The sequence below is a fragment of the Rossellomorea sp. ABR4_004 genome (assembly GCF_056159585.1).
Map to the genome: position 1 here is coordinate 679,364 of NZ_JBSWVM010000001.1, position 17,952 is coordinate 697,315.

Here is a 17,952-nt window from a genome sequence, read left to right on the forward strand (position 1 = left end):
AGTTTTCTCTGTCCTTGCACCTGAAAGTTTACCGAAGAACGGCTTTCCCCTTTGGTGGTTTCCCGTACGGAAACACTCTCCAGAGTTGCGTCCAACAAGAGTCTTTTTGCCTGAGAGATTCACACTTAAATGTGCTTGCTCCTTCGGCGCTGAATGCACAGTCTCTCCCCTTGTTATCATTCGCCAATATTCCTTGAAACATTTGGTCATACTAGAAATATACAGAAGAAATGTAGTAAATGTGAATGTTCGGATTTTCGAGTTTTTTTAACATTAGAAAATCTATTTTCATCCTACCATTAAATACGAGGATTGAGCAATCATTTTTATTAGAATTAAGGAGATGTTTTTCAGATGAATGTTGAGGTTTTATTTGATGAAGAATGGGGCGAGGGTCTCGAAAATTTAATTGATAACGATGGCCCATGGGGAAATTGGGAGCTTTATAAGCTGGCCATCGAATTTGAACATCATCTTGCAATTCCGAACTTTGAAGGCCTGCAAGCACCAAAACATTTGGCAAATGTCACTCCGCTCCCCCATCAGCTTGAAGCAGCAAAGCAGGTTGTCGAAACGATGAACGGAAAAGCGATCCTTGCAGATGAGGTTGGATTAGGTAAAACCATTGAAGCCGGATTGATATTAAAAGAATACATGATTAGAGGATTAGTGAAGAAAGTATTAATATTGGTTCCTGCTTCCCTGGTCTCTCAATGGGCCTATGAATTAAACAGTAAGTTTTTCATTCCTGCTGTTCCCCAACGAAAAAGTTACGTATGGGATCAGTGCGATATAGTCGTTTCATCCATGGATACGGCTAAGCGGAGCCCACATCGGGAAAAAGTCTATGAACAGGACTATGATTTGGTGATTATCGATGAAGCTCACAAACTAAAAAATCATAAAACCAAAAACTATGAATTTGTCCAGAACCTAAAGAAGAAATTCTGCCTTCTTCTGACAGCAACACCTATCCAAAATCGTGTCGAAGAGATTTTTCATCTGGTTTCTCTCCTTAAGCCTGGACATCTCGGAAATGAATCCGGGTTTTCTGACAGATATAAAAAAGGGGACCGTACTCTTCAAGAGGACGAACATTTAAAAAGTCTCATTAACAAAGTGATGATTCGTAACAGACGCAGCGATACGGGTATTGAATGGACAAAACGGCATGTAAAGACTGTTTTAATCGATTTTAACGACGCCGAAAGAGATCTATATAACAGTATCGATTTACTCAGGGGGAACTATGATGACTGGGCAAATTCAAGTTCCTTCTCCCTGTTGACACTTCAAAGAGAAGCATGCAGCTCTCGTGAAGCAGTATTTTATACTCTTAAAAACATGCTTGAGAAGAAGGAAGCTCCGACTGCTGGTTTTGAGGATACGATTGGCACCCTGATGAAAAAAGTAGAAAACGTGACAATGAACTCCAAGGCTCAGAAAGCATTGGAAATCGTTCAATCGATCAATGATAAAGTGATCATTTTTACAGAGTACCGGGCAACACAGCTCTATCTGCAATGGTTCTTAAAACAGCACGGAATAAGCTCCGTACCTTTCCGAGGTGGATTTAAACGGGGGAAAAAGGACTGGATGCGTGAACTCTTTCAAAAGCACGCACAGGTGCTAATTGCTACTGAGGCAGGAGGGGAAGGAATCAACCTCCAATTCTGCCATCATGTGATCAACTTTGACCTGCCCTGGAATCCTATGAGGTTAGAGCAGCGAATCGGTCGTGTCCATCGTCTAGGACAGACAGAAGATGTTCATATTTACAATTTCGCTACAAGAGACACGGTCGAAGAACATATATTAAAACTTCTTTATGAGAAGATCAATCTCTTTGAACGAGTGATCGGACAATTGGATGAAATCCTTACCCGCCTGGATTTCCGGGACTTTGAAGAGCATGTAACCGATATTCTTTCTTCATCCAGAACGGAAGGGGAAATGAAGATTAAAATGGAGAATTTAACGAGTATGATTCAATTTGCCGAACAATTAAAGGAGGAGAAATCAAATGCAGCAGCACGAAATTCATCAATTTCTTGAGAGATACTTCGTGGCTAATGGATGTGACCTGGTTGCGAACGGAAACGGTCATATGACCGTCCAGCTCACGATTGATTTGGATAAGGAGCTGATGAACCGCCCTTTCTATTGGCACTACCTTGAGAAAACGGGAGGTATTCCAAATCCGATGACATTGTCCCTAATAACGAATCCGGATAAAGCACCTGAAGAATTAAAAGGGGAACCTATTCACTTTGGTTCTCCAAGGTTACACCAAATCTTCCATTCAACACGAAATTTAGCAGGGTATATTCGCTTATACGAAAACCGGCTCACACCGAGTGGTCAGCAAACCCCTCTTCATCCCTGGCTCGGACTGAATATCAAAATTTCGTATCAATCCAACCGAAAGAAAGACAGCATTCGAAGTATCGGATTAAATCTGATCAATGGCGTACTTCAGGAAAACTTTCATTCGTCATTGATGTCAAGAAATCTGACACCTAAGATTCCTGATTTCTCGTTCACATTGACTCCGATCATCAAACCGAAAAGCGGAGTGAACCGCATTCAAACGTACCTGTATGAAGAGATCAAAAAGGAACCTGTTGAATGGGCTGAGCAGGCACGAAAGACGTGGGAGGAAGATTTACAATTATTGAATCACTTTTATGGAGATCAAGAGGAAAAGCCCGAATCCTATTTCCTGGAACAACAAGCCTTAAAAGAACAATATGAACCTAAGATTTTCATTGATATTATTAACGGCGGGATCTTTTATTTGCAGAACAACAATTAATGATTAAACGGAGTAAGTTCTTCAGACGCTTACTCCGTTTAAATCCAAAAAAAAGACTGCCAAAAGGGCAGCCGTTACCTATTTATTTTTCTTAAACATGATCATGAAAGCATATGGGATGATCCCGAACCAGCGAAAAAGGAATGGTTCTCGCTCATTTTTTCGTTGCTTCTTTAAACTTTTACGCTCATGAGGTGATTTTTCATAATGTTGGACAAATGTTTGTGTTATGAATTTAACATAATCATTCACTGACATAAAAGCACCACCTCCTGCTTTTATCAGTATAACCGGCTATAAGAAATTTTATTCAGCTTGCCGATCTAGATAAGGCAGTATTTCTTCAATAACCTCTTCTATGGTTTTATTGTCTGTATGAATCGTTATGGAGCTTCCACTCTCATACAGTGGGAAGCGAAGGGTGAATAAACTCGATAACCGTTCCTTTGAATATTTTTGTACGAGTGGACGATTTTCATCGCCTTCTAAACGGGACCATAATGAAGCAAAAGGACAAGTCAGGTGGAATACAAATTCCTGTTGTCGCAAGATCTCCCGGTTTTCTTCCCTTTCAATCACTCCACCACCCGTAGTGATAATCGCTTGCTTGTTGGCTAACTCAAGGAGCACTTTGTTTTCCAGATCTCTGAAATGTTGTTCCCCCTGCTGATTGAACATCTCTTTAATAGGCTTTTTCTCTTTGTTTTCAATGTAACTGTCCATATCAATGACCGGTAGATTCAGTAATTCCCCAAGATGTTTCCCAATCGTCGTTTTTCCTACCCCCATAAATCCAATAAAAAAAATCGGTTTCATATTCTACTCCCAACTTATTATGTGTTTTGTTTCCCTATTATACACAACCGTCGTTGGAAGAAAAAGCTTATCATCCCGTTTGAACGTCACTTCCAATCGTATTTCATCCGGGGTGACCATATCGCTGCTGGTCACGATTTCACCATAATTTCCTTTCAATTGTTTGGAAGTAAGCATCCCACTCTCCATCTCCAACAGGACCGCATGGGATACACTTACATTTCTTTCATAAATGTTTTTCATATTTGTTAAGTATAGATATTTACTTATAAAGAGATCCTTTGCAGCAAACCCTACAGATAAAACAATCATCAGAAGGAATAAAGTGTATGGCAATATAAACCCCTTATTGTTAATGCATTCCTTCTCCTGCTTCGGTTGAAAAGTAAAAGAACTCCCCCTCCACTTTTTCTCCACCCACAAACTCCAAATCCATATGCACTCCCTGAATAATGGATGCAAAGCTAAATGAATCCACTGACTGTAGAACCACTTCATGCCCTTGATTATTTACCCTCCTTCGAATAGATTGATTATACTTTTCATACGAAATGGATTCACCACTCACCAGAAAAGAAACCTTATCAGGCGTGATCACTACACTTTCCCCTCTCCATAGTTCATTTCTCAAACTTTCATTGAATAGATTCCATTCATAATAATGTGGCGGAACCATATCATTTTTTATCGAAGAGAAGCCCTTCATGATGAGTGGAATGCATAGTGAAATCATGCAAAATACTGTAAAGCTTAACAGAGCCTCGATTAATGTAAACCCTTTGTTATTCAGCCTTTGAGATACAGACTTCATGGGGATCCGCGCCTCTTTTATGATAGTGGACACACGCTTCTTCATTGACTCCCCCTTTCCAATCGAGTTCATATCTGACACCTTTATACATTCTTGAATGATTCACATACTCGTGAGTGACGATTGCCTTTTTCACCCCTTCTTCAAGAAATTTCAAAGCCTCCACTTCATACTGAAGTCGTTGAAGTTGAGAAGCATATTGGATCAGAAAAGGTATAAATACGCCTGCTATCATAAAGATGCAACTGAAGGCAATAAGGGTTTCCGGAAGTGAGAAACCTTTAGTATTCTTGTACATAAAACCTCCCTTGCCCAATTTGAAACATGAGCTGAATCATGGTATCTCCCATTTTAAAGTTCAGCTTGCCGAATCGATTTGTATTTCCATCCGGATAGAATGTGATGTCTGATAAGCTGTTTATTGATGTAATCTGAATGGAAGACGATATCTCTCTTGAGACAATCGTTTGTCTAGTAGCGGTTTTCGCAACGTACTTATTTGTTCCAGGGTAAAAGGTCACTGTGATGGGAACTTGATGTCTAATGCTGTAGCTTTGGATCTGGTAGAGGTCTGATTGTAGCTGTGAAAGAAATAAGTCCTTTTCATTCACTTCTTTCATAGGAAGGATGGAAAAGCTGACCCAAGACATAAGGGTCGTGAAAATCAATAAGACGACAAGCATCTCAATAAGTGTATACCCAGCTTCCCCATATCTTACTTCATTAATTAGAGGATACCTTCCCTTCGGCATCAATGGTGATGGCACTTCCGTCGGGGCAGGCTTTATAATTCTCATTTAAATACCCGTCTGTGACGAGGGTATCTATTGTGACCGGAAGCGCATTCCCATCCATTTTGTAGGCCTCAACCTGGCCTTCCACCATGTGAACAAATGCTTCGCAGCCTTTGGAATTAATTGAATTGCTTTGGTTAGTGACGTTGGGTATCGTAATAAAAAGCAATACAGATATGACTAATAGAACAATCATCATTTCGATTAGGGTGAAGCCTTTTTCGTTTTTGAGCATGGTGTTCCTCCTTCGGTTTTGTGAATTTGTTTCTGATGAGAATGTGGTGACACGACGAAATTCATTTCATTTGCTGTTGTGTAGAGGCATTGCTAATTTTCTAAATACCCTGCATCATCTGAAATAACGGCATCATAATGGAGAAGTAGATCACCATGATGAATAAACCTACAAAAGTAAAGATCATCGGCTGAATATATTTAAGTAATGCATTAGTATTCTCTTCTAATTCTTGGAAACATATTTCACTATAAAGTCCCAGTTCTTCTGCTAATCGTCCATTGGATTGCCCGTGATGGACAACAAAAGGTAACTCTTTTTGAAAAAACGGAAGAGATGAGAAACAGTCATGAAATGGTTTCCCTTCTTTTAATCCTTTAATCAATTTTTTTGAAACGTATTGTAATGTTGGTCGGAAGGATTGACTTTCAATGATGAGGAGGGACTCTGTGATGGATACCCCGCTTGTGAGAAGGAAGCTTAGTTCTCTCGCAAAAAAGTGTGAGTGACCAAGCCTTAAATAATTTGACAGATAAGGGATTTTGCATAGTGTAACTGAGACTTTAATTGGAGAAATTCTTTTTTGGAACAGGGAGAATACTATGGTGCAGAGAATGAGTGATAGTAAAAATATACTGAAAATAAATGGGAAGCTTTCAATGAAGTGTAAGAGGTACTTTAAATTCGCTGAAGGTTCATATCCGATAGAAGTATACAAAGATTGAAATCTTGGGAAAAGCACTTTTTGTAGCAAGACCATCGTTACTATCGATACAACGATGAGTATTAATGGATACTGAATGACCTGTTGGATTTTCTGCTGATTTTTTCTTCTTTTTATCAGATAGCTTCCCGCCTCTGACAGAGTCTGGCCCATTTGGCCATGATGCTCGGCAAAATAAATTTGTGCACTGACGTGGCTAGGGATGTTCAGCTGTTTGTTGATGACCGAAGAGACGGACTCTCCTTTTTGCAACGATATAATCATTCTCTTTTTTAATTTGAGCGTATTTTTTTCTTTAGGGAGCAGGAGAAAATCGATGGCTTCTGAAAAACTATAACCCTTTTGGAGGAGGTCTCCAAGTCTTTTAAGAAACTTGCCTTGATCATCGTTTCTCTTCATGTATCCATTTCCTATATTCAAGTTCTGAAACAAATCCTAGTGCCACCCCCTTATTGATCAAGGTTTGGAGTGTAGGATATTGATATTGGACCGACTCCCCCTTCGCCTCCTTTATTACTTCTTTCAAAGCACTTCCTGTAATAATTTCATAGACAGAAGCTCTATTAACCTTTTTACCTCGAAGACAATTCCCCCCACACTCCGTTTTGCAGATCGGACAAACTAACTTTAGTAATCTCTGTGCTGATACGGCTAACAGTGTTTGTTGAATATCATGCCATTCAATTCCTAATTCCATTAAACGGTAAACCGCACCTTTTGCATCCCTCGTATGCATGGTCGTGATCACTAAATGACCAGTAATAATAGTAGGACCATACTAAAAAAATACCCCTTCAATATAAGAAGGGGTACTACTGTGTCTGCTGAAATACTGCCAACCACTCAAGACCTTTTATTGATCTTAGAAATTTATTAACATTTATTAATTCGTGTCATCAATGTGCTCAGATTTTGAAACTCCAGGTTCATAATCCATAAAACCAATGATGTCATCAAATATCGCTATTGTGTCTTTATCTTTATCTGCAATATGTAAATTATATTTCTCTAAATTATTCGTAATATCATTTATCTCTTGTGTACTTATATCTGATCCAACTTTTTGTTTAATTATGACCTGGTAATTCATTTTATTATTGATCGGTTCTTCTGACTTTACTAATGTAGAAAATGGTGTTTCATAAATTTCATGCACATTCTCAGGATATTCTAATGAAAAATACATTTCTTGCTTCCCTTTAGTCAAGCTTTCATAAATGTCTAAATCCATTAAATAATCTACAAGGTATTTCACTTCTTTTTTTGAAGAATCATAAGTAATCTCAAAATTCGTAATGACAAATTTAGGTGGCAACAGTTTTTTTTCTAATGTATACCTGTTATCCAGATGAGCTTGAGCTAAATCCTGTTTTGGCTGTGCTTCTTGTTGACTAACTGCTTTATCTTGATGTGTGGCTGTCGTTTCGTTTTTGTTTTCGTTATCAGAAGATGAAGATTTCTCTATAGTTGAACATCCTAGTAAGGAAAACATGACCAAAATAATAACCACAAACATTTTAGTGTTTTTTAGCATTTTTGTATTTCCCCCGTTATTTTAAAGATTTATATATGTATTTAATTTAGTTCTTAATAACCCGAGCCTAAAATGATCATTTCGTTTAAAAAGAAAACCCAATGAAAGAATTTCTTCATCGAGTTTTCTAAATTTATTTTCTTATTGCTCAGTTTTAGAACTCCATGTGGCATAAGTATAGTTTGCAGTGGTTGTTTTTCCATTAGTTAAGTTACATGGTGGAGCGATGTAGTAACGCGTCCCAGTAGATTTAACCCATCTACTTCCAGCAGTTAACTTCCAATTCCCTTTAGGAATTGACCAAGTTTTAGTTATTGTTTTTGTATTGTTATATCCATATCCAACGTTTGCATTTATTTTAGCTCCTGCTACCAAAGCATCAAAGGATGCCTCTCCACCTAGTGATACTGTTGCCTGATGGGAAATCGCTACTGAATGACTGACTGAATCATTACTAGAACTACCATTATATGCATAATGTGTAAAATCTGTTTTATTTGAAGTAGTTTTACTTTTATAAGAAGTAGTATATGAACCTACCTCCGGACAAGCGTTGGGTTGATCAGAAATTTTTAGATCCGGGTTTTTTTGTGCACTTACCGAGCTTAATGAGAAACTTGAAAGTGATAATGCAAGACCTAGTGATAATAATATTTTCGATGATTTCAAAATGAACATCCTTTCACTGATAGTATTATATTCGCTCAAATTCTAATAAAAGATTTACTTTACTTCATATATGAAATAAAATTGCGTAAATTTAATCAAAAATAAATTCACATAGAGGTATTTAGGCCTAAATAGTCTCTAAAGCGATTATAATCCATTAGTTTCTTGAATTGTATAAATATTCCTAAAAGAATAATTATTCTTACGAGAATAATTATTGTAATACTTAAAAAATTCATGTAAGATTTAGAAAAATTAGCAGTTTAGAATTTGTTATTCTTACTAAAGTGCATTTTTTTACATCACATTTATTTCTTGGAGGGCAACCATGAGTAAGAATCTAATGTATTTATCTATTTGTTTTTTAGGAGTTTGTATCCTTTTAGGTTCCTGGCTAATTTCGAATTCATTACAGAAAGATTCTGTTGCAAAAGACGAATCTAGATATGAACTAGTTCCAGTAAACGAACAAAATATCATTCTTTATGATAAACAAACTGGTGAGTATTGGAGAAAATTCATCGAACCAAACGAGGGCCCAACTAATTGGGAAAAACAACCTTCTCCTATTGCTTCAGAATAAGATTAAAACCTGAACATCACTTTGTGTGATGTTCTTTTTAATGCTTCTACACATAAAATAGTAACTTTACATATATATTTGTAATTTATGCAGGAAAATAGTATCGCTTTCTTGAATATTTTATTAACAATGTAAAGGAGGAAGTATGTTGAAGAATAAAATTAGATGTGTGCACTGTAAGGAATATTATCAACCACAAGATCAAGTCGCTCTAAATTATGCCAACAGCATTTTACACTTTGATTGCCCAGACAATGAGAACCTTCCAATAGTTGATGAAGGAACCTTTGAAGAAATCGTAAAAAAGTATTCTTTTTTTAGTGACAGTTTGCTTGACTAAGGTTTCTATTGAGAATCATTGTCGAGTTTTAGCTTGGAGAACATATAAATGAAATGTAAAGGGCCCAACTCAATTGAGTTGGGCTCTTGTTTATTTACTCTTATTGATAAGTTTTTGTAGTAAATCATTAGCTTTTTGCTTAGCAGCTGTAGTTTCCTTAGCTAACACCTTAGTTGACAGTATTTCGTTAGTCTCTGAAAAAGTAACCTCAAGAATATCCCCTTCTACTGCAGGAAGTACTATATCCTTATCAACGATTAATTCCTCAGATTCATTTGATCTTAAAAGAAGTGTTGCTTTGTTTCCTTCTATTTGATCCAATGTGTATTTTTTAATATTCACTAACTAACTCTCCTTGAGAATTGTATAGTTGAGCAGTATCCCCATTATTATTCCAGATATAAGCTCCAGTCCATTTTAAGTAGGTTGGAGGATTGTTAATTGCATTAGCTCCAGAAGTAATATTCACTGTACTTCCTGATTTAAGGATGAAGTTTGCTGGAAATTTAAAGGTTTGATTCCCTTCAACACTTACTAAAGTCCATCCTGTCATGTTAGTGTCATTGCTGCCATTATTTTTCACTGTTACAACCTCTGTGTTTAGATTAACACCTGTTAGTGAAACATTAGCAGTTGGTTCTGGAGTTGGCTCTGGATCAGGGTTGGTTGGTTGTTGACCAATATAAATATAATCCCCATCATCAGACATTTCTATTGTACCATTAACAGTAGAGATTAAATCTACACCATAATCCATTAATCTATTGTAAACTTCACTGTGTGGGTGACCGTACTGATTCCCTTCACCGTAAGAAAGAATTCCAAAAGTAGGATCTACTGCTTCGACAAAGGCTTGCGATGTGCTTGTGTAAGAGCCATGATGACCTACTTTAAGTACTTCAGCATCCAAGTCATATTCTTGAATTAAACGTTCTTCTACGTCTACTCCCGCATCTCCGGTTAACAAGTAATCAACTTCTTCATGAGAAACCATTAGTACGACACTAGCATCGTTGTTATCCGTATTATTAGCACCACTATTCAGCACTTCTACGTTTACTGCCTGATCTAATTCAATAAAGTCGCCTTCTTCTGCAACCTCGAATGGAATATTCTTCTGATCAATTAATGATAAATATTCTAGATAAGTCTCTGAAGTATGCGGTTTTCCACTATCGATTACTTTACCTACTGGAAACTCATTAAGAACATCGATTAATCCTCCGATGTGATCAGCGTCTGGGTGAGTCGCGACCATAACATCAATCTTTTTAACTCCTTGTGACTTTAGGTGACTAACAACCTCATCACCTGCTGATTTCTTACCTCCATCAACAAGCATCGTCTTACCATTAGGCATTTCAATGAAGATACTATCACCTTGTCCTACATCAATGAAATGTACCAATAATCTCGCTGGAGAATCATATCCTAATTGATTTAAGGCATTGGTTGAAATTGCATTTTCTCCTCCTAATACATATGTATTAAGAGTTTTATCACTTAAATATTGTTTTGTTTCACTGGCTGAATGTTCAGGGTGAATCAAGAGTATTCTTGCATTCATTTTATTAGCTAAACCAGAAGCAGCAACCGCATCAGGATAATCTTGTTTTGTAGTAGATGAAGACGTTCCACGAACTAAAATTATGTTATCTGAATTAATGTTCAAATTTTTTGCTGCAGCTACGCTTGTTGCGTAACGATTGATTCCTGAAATTCGTTTTACTGAAATCCCTTTAGCCTTCAACTCTTTTTCAACATTAGTTGAAATAACACCTACTCCTCCATATACATCTACTTGTTTAATAGAAGAAGGCAAATTCATACTAAGTTGATTTTTTTCTGTTAGGTAAATAGGTACTTGATTAATAGAGGACGCTGCAGAAGCAGATAGGGCATCGGCAACAGTGTATCCATTAGCGAGAATTGCTTTGGAACCTTTCGAAGTACCTGCCACTTTATTTATCTCAGAAGCAGTTTCAAATCTACTTTTTCCTGCTACACGTTGTACATTATATCCCTTTGATCTTAGAGAGTTTTCTACATTAGCAGAGATAGCAGCAGCTCCACCAAGCAAATATACCTTTTTAGTACCTAAACGTTTTAATTCGTCTACTACAGATTGATCTAATTTTGTTGGATATGTAAGTAGAATGGAAGCATCCTTCACTCCAGCTAAACTCGCTGAAGCTAATGCATCAGCAGGATTGTCAGCTCTTGCTAACACAACCGCTTTTTCAGAAGAGGTAAGTCCATTTGGCCACCCTTCTTTTGATACTTCAATAGCTGTGTCTAACCTAGTGCTTCCAGAAAGTCTTGTGTAATCACTTGCTGCTTCACTAGAAAACGGATAAACAATAATACTACTAATCACTAAAATAATAGAAAATAAAACAAACGATACTTTTTTCATATGATACCTCCTTAAAATGGAAAATACTATATAATTCTACCATACTGGCAGATTCAGGGGAAGTACATTTGAATCATATGGTTATAGGCGAGTTGGAGTAGTTAGTGAAAATTTGAGTGGTATGAGGATAATATCCAAGAGGATAAAATTACCCTCTTCAGAGGGAAGAGGGTAAATCTTATGAGCCATGCTATTTCTTGATGGTGTAATTTTATTATTCACTCAGTACTTCTCTATTATTCACATTACTTACCCAGATAGTGAATAACTTTCTTACGAGTATCCCATCGATCAGTTCCAGAAAGATCGATGACACGATTCGTTTTCTTCTCCAGTCCATCAGTCGGTCCACCGACCACCATGAGCTCATTGATCTTTAGCGCTTCATTTTCCAAGGACTTTCTGTTGTAGAGTCCGCATTTCTTCTCATTCGCCAGATCATACCCCACACTTAAATCTGCATCTGAATATACTACTACTGCCATTTTAATCATTTCTTCTTCCTCCTCTGCTGGTGTTACTGTCGGATTTATTTCAATTTTTCCATGTGTCATATCAAGTAAGTATTTATACAGAGAAGGATCCTTTACCATTGGTGCCGGACAATTCTTTCCTGTTACATCAAAATGACGTACGAATCGATTGTAAGTGTCTTTTAACTGAGGAAATCTTCTCTGTAACATCTGGTGAACCAATGCAGTCCTCTTGATTGTGTCTGGATGAATAGTGCCATTAGGCTCCAAGCACATTTCAACATGTATACACAATAGATTTGCATTTCCATCTCCTGTACGTGTTGGATAACGAGGGGCCTTTGCTCTAAGTGTTGGTAACTTAAGAGCAGCGTTGCCCCCGTCGTTTCCTCCAAATGTTCCTTCGTTTAAAGGAATTAGTTCAAGTGCCTTATATCGATCGACAAAGATATGAGCTCCTGCATAACGCTTAATTTGTAACACAGTTTTATTAAAGTAATTATAATGATCTTCTGCATCCGCACCTGGGTTAGCAGTGTAATGATCTATTACAGCCTGTACGCGTAAAAGTTTATACCCCGGTCTACTGAACTCATTTTTTCTAATATGTTTCTTATGGTAATTAAGTTTGACCGCCATTCAAATCTCCCCTTTCAAATGAAAAGAGCTACCTTAAAGGCAGCTCTTATTTCTTCTCTTCACTTTGATTTTCAATGACCTGCAATCGATCCGTAATGGCTTTTGGAATCTTGACTCCAATTTGAGCAAGGTTTTCAGCAATTGATAGCCCTTCATTTGCAATATAAAAAAGAACGGTTCCGAAAGTAAGAACGCCGTTCAATCCGAGAATTTGATCTATTACATTTGCCACGATGACAACAAGAAAACTTAACATTTTTCTCACGTACCCAAACCATGCTTCACGGCTGCGTAATCGTTTTTCCTTCCACGCTTTAATTACTCCGGTGAAAATATCAGCAACACTCAATAACACTAATAAGTCTAAGAATTTTACATTTCCGAATAAATAGGTTTTTGCTAGATCTAACGTTTCAAAATCTAAGAACAATGATGTTTCCTCCAATTCTCTCACCCTGTCGGTATTATTTTAATTAAGCTTGCAGACGTTCAATGACTCTTTGTCTAATAAGGGCTGCCAGTGAAGCTACACTTTCGTTTCCTGCATACTCCTCAGCAGTGAGGGGAATGTTTCCACTCATGTTGATTGAGTTATCCTGCTCATTCCCAATAAAGTAAACTTGTACAGCTTCCAATTGACCATCCTCAGAATATTTGATTTGAACGTTAGAAATTCGAAAGTTCATTTAAATCTCTCCTTTGATGTTGAAAAAAATAAAAAAGCCTTATTCGGCTTCCTCGATCACTATAGAATCTTCCAATTCAATTATGCGACTCTTTAGCTGACTGATTTGTTCTTGGAGTTGTTGAATCAATGACGTTTTTTCTATAGCCATGGCCTCATAGATGGCTTTCTCTTCAGCAAGCTTTCCCACGGTTTCTTTCAAGCTTTTCAACAACAAGTCAATATTTTGGTTTCTCATTCTATTCACCACCCTATCTGTATCCGACAATCATGATATAGACCTTTACACTGGATCCTCCGCTCGTATATTTGTAATGAGGGGAAATGCGGATTTTGGTTCTCATGAGGTCTGTTCCCCCGTAAACGCGAGTACTGTCATTTTCATATGCATACCATTCCTTTGCTACAGCATGGCAAAAGAACCCTAAGACTTCCGGAATGGCCACTCTCGTGTAATTGGATATGTTTAACGTCTTCTCTATATAGAATCCCGGAGAGTGTGTTCCAGAAGGTATCGGAAATGTAATTTCTTGCAAGTACATCTTTCCGTATGATGAAACCATCGGATAAGCGAGGTTTCCATCATACATACTCGGCAATGTACTCTCCGAATCGAAGATATCACGGCCATTTATTGATATTGAGTCACCATCAATCTTTAATGTGTTGCTGCCGTCTGTAGAAACAATTGATCCTGCAAACCTCGCATTTTGTCCAAAAATCGCACCTTCAAATTGAATCTTGGATGCGGCAATTTTAATAGTTTCAGAGGTTTGACTGATAGCAGACATAACACCATTCTTTGAAACCTTTTGTTCAATTATTCCTGCTTGTTGATTAATGGTAGACTCGGCAGAAGAAACCCGACCACTTAATGAGTTAAATGATGTTTGAGACACCTTACTTGTAATTTGACCTGCTTGGACTGTTAGTTGAGATTCTGCATTTGAAACTCTCCCTGATAATGAATCTACGGTGGACTGAGAGGCTTTTAGGGCAATAGCATTTGTGTTTTGAGTTATTTTTGTTTCAGCGCTACTTATTCGCCCAGTGATGGTATCGATTTGTCCTTGCGTGTCTTCCGGCGCTTGAGTCCATGCTGTTGCCTTATTTCCTTTTTCAACTTTCAAGAGTTTATACTGAAACGGAAAAGCAGTAGAACTCGATGAAGCGTTATCCCTCTGAAAATATAACGCGACACCCGTGGCGCTTTGAGGAACAGTAACTGTATAAGTTGAAAACCCTTCGCTTCCCGGGGCTATTTTCTCCCCTCCTGTAGCTATAGAGTAAGAACCGTCTGCACGATAGAACGAAAATCTCGGGTAAATGTTATCTATTCCTTCTGGAGGATTTTTAATGTAGGCTTTAAATGTTAATTGGTCCCCGACATTCAAACCCATTTCTTCTAAAGGTTTATTCACTTGTACAGTGGAGTTATACGCCCCCATATTCGCCTCTTTGTAATCAGAAGATGTACTTTCTGCTAAATTCCTTCCACCAATCTCTAAACCATCAAACTCAACCTGCGACACCTTACTCTCAATCAATCCTGCCTGGACGGATAGCGATGATTCTGTACTAGACACCCTACCTTTCAAAGTATCCACTTCAGATTGGGAAGCTTTCAATTGTATCTGTTGACTGTTCTGTTGAATCAACGTGTGTGCCTGACTAATTTGAGTTTCTAATGAAGAAACCTTTTGATTATAGGTTGTCTGTGAAACTTTAGAAGTTAATCCATCCTCAGTCTGATTAATCCTACTCTCATGGTTCGTCAACTGTGTGACGACACCGTCCTGATCAGTCGTATACTTAGTGGTGGAGACTTTACTGTTTAACTGATTCTCCACTTCCGTTTTTGTGTATGTGTTGTTCTTATCCGCCTTGGAGACCAACTGACCATTCACATATTCAAGTCCCGCTTTAGCCGCGATATCCCGCTGAAGGGTAAAGAGATTGTTGTCATATAACAACGTACTCACTTTTTCGGTAAGCTCATTTTCGATGTCCTGAATCTTCTGCGTGTATGTGGACTTGTCAATCGAATAGGTTTCTGTATGCTGCTTCGCATTATCCTCGGCTTTTTGTGCTACTTGATCAGCATAAATTGTTCCTGCTTCAAAGGTGCCTTGATCTTTGTTATCGATCTCTGGTTGTGAATAAGATCCGACTTCATCTGCCTTAGTTGGGGTAATTTTCTCCCACTTTCGTGTGGTTTCATTCCAGGTATGTGCAACATCGACTTTTCCCCCGGTTTGGATCCATATAATATTTGGTTTTCCTTCTGGAGGTGTAGGTGATTTAATAACTTTAGTGGCATACAAAGCTTGGAGGTCTTTCCAAACTCGGAACACATCTTCTTTTTTATACTCAATGACTTCACCCAATTTGTATTTCTTCTTGGATTTATCAAAGATAGACCGCTCAACAAAAATAACCCTTGAATCTAAATACATCGGAGGGTTGAACTTCTCATCTTTAATTTTGGCTGAATCCCCTAAATGGACCACTTCATGATCGTAACCAAAAATATGATCCAGGGAAGCTCCTTCTGCTTCATACTCGACAGCTGCAGTGATTCTCTTTTTAAGTTCCGCTTCCCCGAGTTGCGTAAGACGTTCCTCCGTCATTTCTGTGTCAGTAGAATGAGGTTCATATACTTCTACAAGATGCTGCCCCTGCCAATTCCAGTTCTGAAAGGCTGCCGCATCAGTGACAGTAACCTTTAATCGGGTGCCGTCTTCCCTTTCAGGTCCTAAGCAAATCAGCGCAGTAACTACTCGCTTGGCCAATAGTCTACGTTTAATTCCAAGAAGGTCTTTACCCTCCACGATTTCTTTTCCAGAGTCTTGGCCAACCCTTTTAACAATATCTACATATCGACCTGTTACCTTATTTCCTGATATCGTGACCCTAAACCGAATCTCACAATCAAATAAAGAAGCAATGGCTTTTAACGCATCGTAAGCATCCAAGTCTTTATCAATGATCCACTTACGAATGCCACTGTATTCGGTGATTCCTATCTCCCACCCCCTTATTCCCTCGAGGACAAATTCACCTGCAGATTCTACAGTTTGACCGTCTCTTACTTGAGGATGGATGGTTTTTAGCTTTCGAAGATCGTAATATGAAGCCTCTGAATACACTTCAACCTCCGAAGTAATGGTTAAGTCGATTTTCTCGTATACAATGAATTCTCTGTAATCCCCTTCGTCAGCCGGGATGAGGAGTCGGGATCTCCCTTGTATCTTATCGAGATCTTCTTCTGTTACCGGTGCAATAAAGTCGTATTTCTCATCATTATCAAGTGAACTCTGATGGCTGTCATAGGAGACACTAGTAATCCAGCCCACAATCTCACTGTTTTGATGATTGAGTATGTGTATGATACTCATTGAAATGCATCCCTCCATATTGCCTGGACTTCCGAAACCACATTAGAAGGATTAATCACAAAAACGTTATCACCTTCTTGAAGGTGAAAGAAACGCGCTCCAAAATCTTTACCTGTGAACGGATCACCATTTTTATAAATCTTTGATTCTTTATGATTAAACTCAAATACATCCCCACCTTCTCCAATGTATGGGATTCCTTCAGGCTCAGTATTAATCTTGTACACTTCAATTAAGCGAATTCTTGCTTTTGACGGTGCAGGAAAATTACTATGTGTTCCTATGTGCATTCCAACCGCAGCTAAGTCCTGCTGAAACTCGTTGTTTAAATCGTTAAAGCTGAATGTTTGTTTATGCCTGGTGTAATTTGAACCGTCTCCACGTAACCCTTGTTGCGCTATAGAGAATTTAAACTCGGTTCCCTCTTTCTCTAAGTCCATATATCCAAAGAAGTCTGAATAGGTCCAATCCATTGAGACGATGTATTTTGAGTTTGACCCATTCCGTAGGTTGATTTCCACATCAACACCGCCAGTGGACTTCCTAAGGACGACCGATACCTTTCCTATCACCTGACTGGAAGCATTCAGTAAATAGACTTCCGTACGTGCTCGCTGGGAAGGATTATTACCCACATTAAAAAATGCCCTGATCAGATAATCAGAAGCTGTTTCTTGTGTGGAACGAGACTTGGTCGGTCCATGCCAAGAAGTACCTGATCCATATGTTGAAGCGTAATAATCAAGACCGTCCGCAGTCATGGTGCCTGAATTGGTTCCTCCGTCAGGTGCAAACAATGCATTGGCCCAGCCTGTCATGTTTTCGCCATTTGCTTTTAAGATCTTAGTGTACTTTTGAAATGGTGTTTGATCCACACTCACCGGACGACCAATCCGCATGTAGTTTTCATCTCCAATGATGTCAAGGTATGTTGTTGACTGAGAAAGAACAAATCGGAATGTTGGTGGAGTAGGCACTGTACCCCCATTATGCAGCGTAATCGGACTGGCTAAGTTTGTG

The 17,952-nt window shown here is 38.3% G+C and carries 23 protein-coding genes and 2 riboswitches; of the genes, 4 read left to right on the forward strand and 19 right to left on the reverse strand.

Going from position 1 to position 17,952, the window contains the following annotated elements; genetic code table 11:
• Positions 1-6: 6 nt before the first annotated feature.
• Positions 7-85, reverse strand: a riboswitch (glycine riboswitch).
• A gap of 3 nt (positions 86-88) precedes the next feature.
• Positions 89-180, reverse strand: a riboswitch (glycine riboswitch).
• 174 nt (positions 181-354) lie between these two features.
• Complete coding sequence (locus ACXAF2_RS03715; protein WP_475137416.1) at positions 355-2,055, forward strand: DEAD/DEAH box helicase; 1,701 nt, start codon at positions 355-357, stop codon at positions 2,053-2,055.
• Positions 2,024-2,815, forward strand: a complete 792-nt coding sequence (locus ACXAF2_RS03720; RefSeq protein WP_475137417.1) for a YqhG family protein — start codon at positions 2,024-2,026, stop codon at positions 2,813-2,815. Before ACXAF2_RS03715 ends, ACXAF2_RS03720 begins: the two co-directional genes overlap by 32 nt.
• A 78-nt stretch (positions 2,816-2,893) precedes the next feature.
• Here the strand turns inward: ACXAF2_RS03720 and ACXAF2_RS03725 are convergent, their stop codons facing one another.
• The 11 genes from ACXAF2_RS03725 to ACXAF2_RS03775 form a co-directional block, all read right to left on the reverse strand.
• A complete protein-coding gene (locus ACXAF2_RS03725; protein ID WP_475137418.1) occupies positions 2,894-3,073 on the reverse strand; it encodes a YqzE family protein in 180 nt (59 codons plus the stop codon).
• A gap of 48 nt (positions 3,074-3,121) precedes the next feature.
• Positions 3,122-3,631, reverse strand: coding sequence for a shikimate kinase (locus ACXAF2_RS03730; RefSeq protein ID WP_475137419.1), 510 nt, complete (start codon positions 3,629-3,631; stop codon positions 3,122-3,124).
• A 3-nt stretch (positions 3,632-3,634) separates the two neighbouring features.
• Positions 3,635-3,967, reverse strand: coding sequence for a hypothetical protein (locus ACXAF2_RS03735; protein WP_475137420.1), 333 nt, complete (start codon positions 3,965-3,967; stop codon positions 3,635-3,637).
• A gap of 16 nt (positions 3,968-3,983) precedes the next feature.
• Positions 3,984-4,442 (reverse strand): competence type IV pilus minor pilin ComGF, encoded by a 459-nt coding sequence (gene comGF, locus ACXAF2_RS03740; RefSeq protein WP_475137421.1) that lies wholly within the window; start codon positions 4,440-4,442, stop codon positions 3,984-3,986.
• Positions 4,414-4,740: a hypothetical protein gene (locus ACXAF2_RS03745; RefSeq protein WP_475137422.1), complete on the reverse strand. Its 327-nt coding sequence runs from the start codon at positions 4,738-4,740 to the stop codon at positions 4,414-4,416. Before ACXAF2_RS03745 ends, comGF begins: the two co-directional genes overlap by 29 nt.
• Entirely contained in the window at positions 4,724-5,239 is a 516-nt protein-coding gene (gene comGD, locus ACXAF2_RS03750) for a competence type IV pilus minor pilin ComGD (RefSeq protein ID WP_475137423.1), read from the reverse strand. Before comGD ends, ACXAF2_RS03745 begins: the two co-directional genes overlap by 17 nt.
• Positions 5,166-5,471 carry a competence type IV pilus major pilin ComGC gene (comGC, locus tag ACXAF2_RS03755; protein ID WP_475137424.1) on the reverse strand — a complete coding sequence of 102 codons (306 nt, stop codon included), beginning with the start codon at positions 5,469-5,471 and terminating at the stop codon, positions 5,166-5,168. Before comGC ends, comGD begins: the two co-directional genes overlap by 74 nt.
• 100 nt (positions 5,472-5,571) lie before the next feature.
• On the reverse strand, positions 5,572-6,594 hold the full coding sequence (gene comGB, locus ACXAF2_RS03760) for a competence type IV pilus assembly protein ComGB (RefSeq protein WP_475137425.1): 1,023 nt from the start codon (positions 6,592-6,594) through the stop codon (positions 5,572-5,574).
• Positions 6,578-6,961, reverse strand: coding sequence for an ATPase, T2SS/T4P/T4SS family (locus tag ACXAF2_RS03765; RefSeq protein ID WP_475139092.1), 384 nt, complete (start codon positions 6,959-6,961; stop codon positions 6,578-6,580). Before ACXAF2_RS03765 ends, comGB begins: the two co-directional genes overlap by 17 nt.
• Positions 6,962-7,078: 117 nt before the next feature.
• Positions 7,079-7,729 (reverse strand): hypothetical protein, encoded by a 651-nt coding sequence (locus ACXAF2_RS03770; protein ID WP_475137426.1) that lies wholly within the window; start codon positions 7,727-7,729, stop codon positions 7,079-7,081.
• Between the two features lie 141 nt (positions 7,730-7,870).
• On the reverse strand, positions 7,871-8,398 hold the full coding sequence (locus ACXAF2_RS03775) for a hypothetical protein (RefSeq protein ID WP_475137427.1): 528 nt from the start codon (positions 8,396-8,398) through the stop codon (positions 7,871-7,873).
• Between the two features lie 328 nt (positions 8,399-8,726).
• On the opposite strand from ACXAF2_RS03775, the gene ACXAF2_RS03780 reads away from it, so the two are divergent.
• Together ACXAF2_RS03780 and ACXAF2_RS03785 are read left to right on the forward strand one after the other, a co-directional pair.
• Positions 8,727-8,981, forward strand: coding sequence for a hypothetical protein (locus ACXAF2_RS03780; RefSeq protein WP_148995665.1), 255 nt, complete (start codon positions 8,727-8,729; stop codon positions 8,979-8,981).
• Positions 8,982-9,129: 148 nt separating this feature from the next.
• Positions 9,130-9,321 carry a hypothetical protein gene (locus ACXAF2_RS03785; RefSeq protein WP_475137428.1) on the forward strand — a complete coding sequence of 64 codons (192 nt, stop codon included), beginning with the start codon at positions 9,130-9,132 and terminating at the stop codon, positions 9,319-9,321.
• Positions 9,322-9,411: 90 nt separating this feature from the next.
• On the opposite strand, the gene ACXAF2_RS03790 is transcribed toward ACXAF2_RS03785, so the two are convergent.
• From ACXAF2_RS03790 to ACXAF2_RS03825, 8 genes are all read right to left on the reverse strand, one after another.
• On the reverse strand, positions 9,412-9,663 hold the full coding sequence (locus ACXAF2_RS03790) for a DUF3006 family protein (protein WP_475137429.1): 252 nt from the start codon (positions 9,661-9,663) through the stop codon (positions 9,412-9,414).
• A complete protein-coding gene (locus tag ACXAF2_RS03795) occupies positions 9,653-11,737 on the reverse strand; it encodes a cell wall-binding repeat-containing protein (protein ID WP_475137430.1) in 2,085 nt (694 codons plus the stop codon). Before ACXAF2_RS03795 ends, ACXAF2_RS03790 begins: the two co-directional genes overlap by 11 nt.
• Before the next feature lie 245 nt (positions 11,738-11,982).
• Entirely contained in the window at positions 11,983-12,849 is an 867-nt protein-coding gene (locus ACXAF2_RS03800) for a peptidoglycan recognition protein family protein (RefSeq protein WP_475137431.1), read from the reverse strand.
• A gap of 46 nt (positions 12,850-12,895) precedes the next feature.
• The gene (locus ACXAF2_RS03805) at positions 12,896-13,294 is read right to left on the reverse strand and encodes a phage holin family protein (protein ID WP_475137432.1); all 399 of its coding nucleotides are present in this window, start codon (positions 13,292-13,294) and stop codon (positions 12,896-12,898) included.
• A 28-nt stretch (positions 13,295-13,322) separates the two neighbouring features.
• Positions 13,323-13,535, reverse strand: coding sequence for a hypothetical protein (locus ACXAF2_RS03810; RefSeq protein ID WP_475137433.1), 213 nt, complete (start codon positions 13,533-13,535; stop codon positions 13,323-13,325).
• Positions 13,536-13,574: 39 nt separating this feature from the next.
• Positions 13,575-13,772, reverse strand: coding sequence for a hypothetical protein (locus ACXAF2_RS03815; protein ID WP_475137434.1), 198 nt, complete (start codon positions 13,770-13,772; stop codon positions 13,575-13,577).
• A 13-nt stretch (positions 13,773-13,785) separates the two neighbouring features.
• Positions 13,786-16,932, reverse strand: coding sequence for a phage tail spike protein (locus ACXAF2_RS03820; protein ID WP_475137435.1), 3,147 nt, complete (start codon positions 16,930-16,932; stop codon positions 13,786-13,788).
• Positions 16,929-17,909, reverse strand: a complete 981-nt coding sequence (locus ACXAF2_RS03825; RefSeq protein ID WP_475137436.1) for a hypothetical protein — start codon at positions 17,907-17,909, stop codon at positions 16,929-16,931. Before ACXAF2_RS03825 ends, ACXAF2_RS03820 begins: the two co-directional genes overlap by 4 nt.
• Positions 17,910-17,952: the final 43 nt, after the last annotated feature.

Excerpts from the sequence above, each read along its gene's own strand:
- ACXAF2_RS03715 (WP_475137416.1), top strand. The coding sequence starts at position 355 with ATGAATGTTGAGGTTTTATTTGATGAAGAATGGGGCGAGGGTCTCGAA.
- ACXAF2_RS03720 (WP_475137417.1), top strand. The coding sequence starts at position 2,024 with ATGCAGCAGCACGAAATTCATCAATTTCTTGAGAGATACTTCGTGGCT.
- ACXAF2_RS03725 (WP_475137418.1), bottom strand. The coding sequence starts at position 3,073 with ATGTCAGTGAATGATTATGTTAAATTCATAACACAAACATTTGTCCAA.
- ACXAF2_RS03730 (WP_475137419.1), bottom strand. The coding sequence starts at position 3,631 with ATGAAACCGATTTTTTTTATTGGATTTATGGGGGTAGGAAAAACGACG.
- comGF (WP_475137421.1), bottom strand. The coding sequence starts at position 4,442 with ATGAAGTCTGTATCTCAAAGGCTGAATAACAAAGGGTTTACATTAATC.
- ACXAF2_RS03745 (WP_475137422.1), bottom strand. The coding sequence starts at position 4,740 with ATGTACAAGAATACTAAAGGTTTCTCACTTCCGGAAACCCTTATTGCC.
- comGD (WP_475137423.1), bottom strand. The coding sequence starts at position 5,239 with ATGAGAATTATAAAGCCTGCCCCGACGGAAGTGCCATCACCATTGATG.
- comGC (WP_475137424.1), bottom strand. The coding sequence starts at position 5,471 with ATGCTCAAAAACGAAAAAGGCTTCACCCTAATCGAAATGATGATTGTT.
- comGB (WP_475137425.1), bottom strand. The coding sequence starts at position 6,594 with ATGAAGAGAAACGATGATCAAGGCAAGTTTCTTAAAAGACTTGGAGAC.
- ACXAF2_RS03770 (WP_475137426.1), bottom strand. The coding sequence starts at position 7,729 with ATGCTAAAAAACACTAAAATGTTTGTGGTTATTATTTTGGTCATGTTT.
- ACXAF2_RS03780 (WP_148995665.1), top strand. The coding sequence starts at position 8,727 with ATGAGTAAGAATCTAATGTATTTATCTATTTGTTTTTTAGGAGTTTGT.
- ACXAF2_RS03795 (WP_475137430.1), bottom strand. The coding sequence starts at position 11,737 with ATGAAAAAAGTATCGTTTGTTTTATTTTCTATTATTTTAGTGATTAGT.
- ACXAF2_RS03800 (WP_475137431.1), bottom strand. The coding sequence starts at position 12,849 with ATGGCGGTCAAACTTAATTACCATAAGAAACATATTAGAAAAAATGAG.
- ACXAF2_RS03810 (WP_475137433.1), bottom strand. The coding sequence starts at position 13,535 with ATGAACTTTCGAATTTCTAACGTTCAAATCAAATATTCTGAGGATGGT.
- ACXAF2_RS03815 (WP_475137434.1), bottom strand. The coding sequence starts at position 13,772 with ATGAGAAACCAAAATATTGACTTGTTGTTGAAAAGCTTGAAAGAAACC.
- ACXAF2_RS03820 (WP_475137435.1), bottom strand. The coding sequence starts at position 16,932 with ATGAGTATCATACACATACTCAATCATCAAAACAGTGAGATTGTGGGC.